Raw genomic sequence first — 1,215 nt, forward strand, 5'->3', positions numbered from 1 at the left:
TGTTCGTGGTTTCAGAACCAACACAGTGAACGCGAGCAACTGAGGACAAGCCCTCGGCCTATTAGTACCAGTCAACTCCACCCGTTACCAGGCTTCCATATCTGGCCTATCAACCCAGTCGTCTACTGGGAGCCTTACCCCATCAAGTGGGTGGGAGTCCTCATCTCGAAGCAGGCTTCCCGCTTAGATGCTTTCAGCGGTTATCCCTCCCGAACGTAGCCAACCAGCCATGCCCTTGGCAGAACAACTGGCACACCAGAGGTTCGTCCGTCCCGGTCCTCTCGTACTAGGGACAGCCCTTCTCAAGACTCCTACGCGCACAGCGGATAGGGACCGAACTGTCTCACGACGTTCTAAACCCAGCTCGCGTACCGCTTTAATGGGCGAACAGCCCAACCCTTGGGACCGACTCCAGCCCCAGGATGCGACGAGCCGACATCGAGGTGCCAAACCATCCCGTCGATATGGACTCTTGGGGAAGATCAGCCTGTTATCCCCGGGGTACCTTTTATCCGTTGAGCGACGGCGCTTCCACAAGCCACCGCCGGATCACTAGTCCCGACTTTCGTCCCTGCTCGACCCGTCAGTCTCACAGTCAAGCTCCCTTGTGCACTTACACTCAACACCTGATTACCAACCAGGCTGAGGGAACCTTTGGGCGCCTCCGTTACCCTTTGGGAGGCAACCGCCCCAGTTAAACTACCCATCAGACACTGTCCCTGATCCGGATCACGGACCCAGGTTAGACATCCAGCACGACCAGAGTGGTATTTCAACGACGACTCCACACACACTGGCGTGCATGCTTCACAGTCTCCCACCTATCCTACACAAGCCGAACCGAACACCAATATCAAACTGTAGTAAAGGTCCCGGGGTCTTTCCGTCCTGCTGCGCGAAACGAGCATCTTTACTCGTAGTGCAATTTCACCGGGCCTATGGTTGAGACAGTCGAGAAGTCGTTACGCCATTCGTGCAGGTCGGAACTTACCCGACAAGGAATTTCGCTACCTTAGGATGGTTATAGTTACCACCGCCGTTTACTGGCGCTTAAGTTCTCAGCTTCGCACGCCCGAAAGCGCACTAACCGGTCCCCTTAACGTTCCAGCACCGGGCAGGCGTCAGTCCGTATACATCGCCTTACGGCTTCGCACGGACCTGTGTTTTTAGTAAACAGTCGCTTCTCGCTGGTCTCTGCGGCCACCCCCAGCTCTG

General features: G+C 56.1%; 1 rRNA gene (only partly in view). It reads right to left on the minus strand.

Annotated features, from left to right (window positions below):
* Window positions 1-41: 41 nt before the first annotated feature.
* A 23S ribosomal RNA gene (locus IE330_RS37590) occupies window positions 42-1,215 on the minus strand; it runs 2,025 nt beyond the window's last position.

Source organism: Streptomyces longispororuber, from assembly GCF_014656095.1.
Lineage (GTDB): Bacteria > Actinomycetota > Actinomycetes > Streptomycetales > Streptomycetaceae > Streptomyces > Streptomyces longispororuber.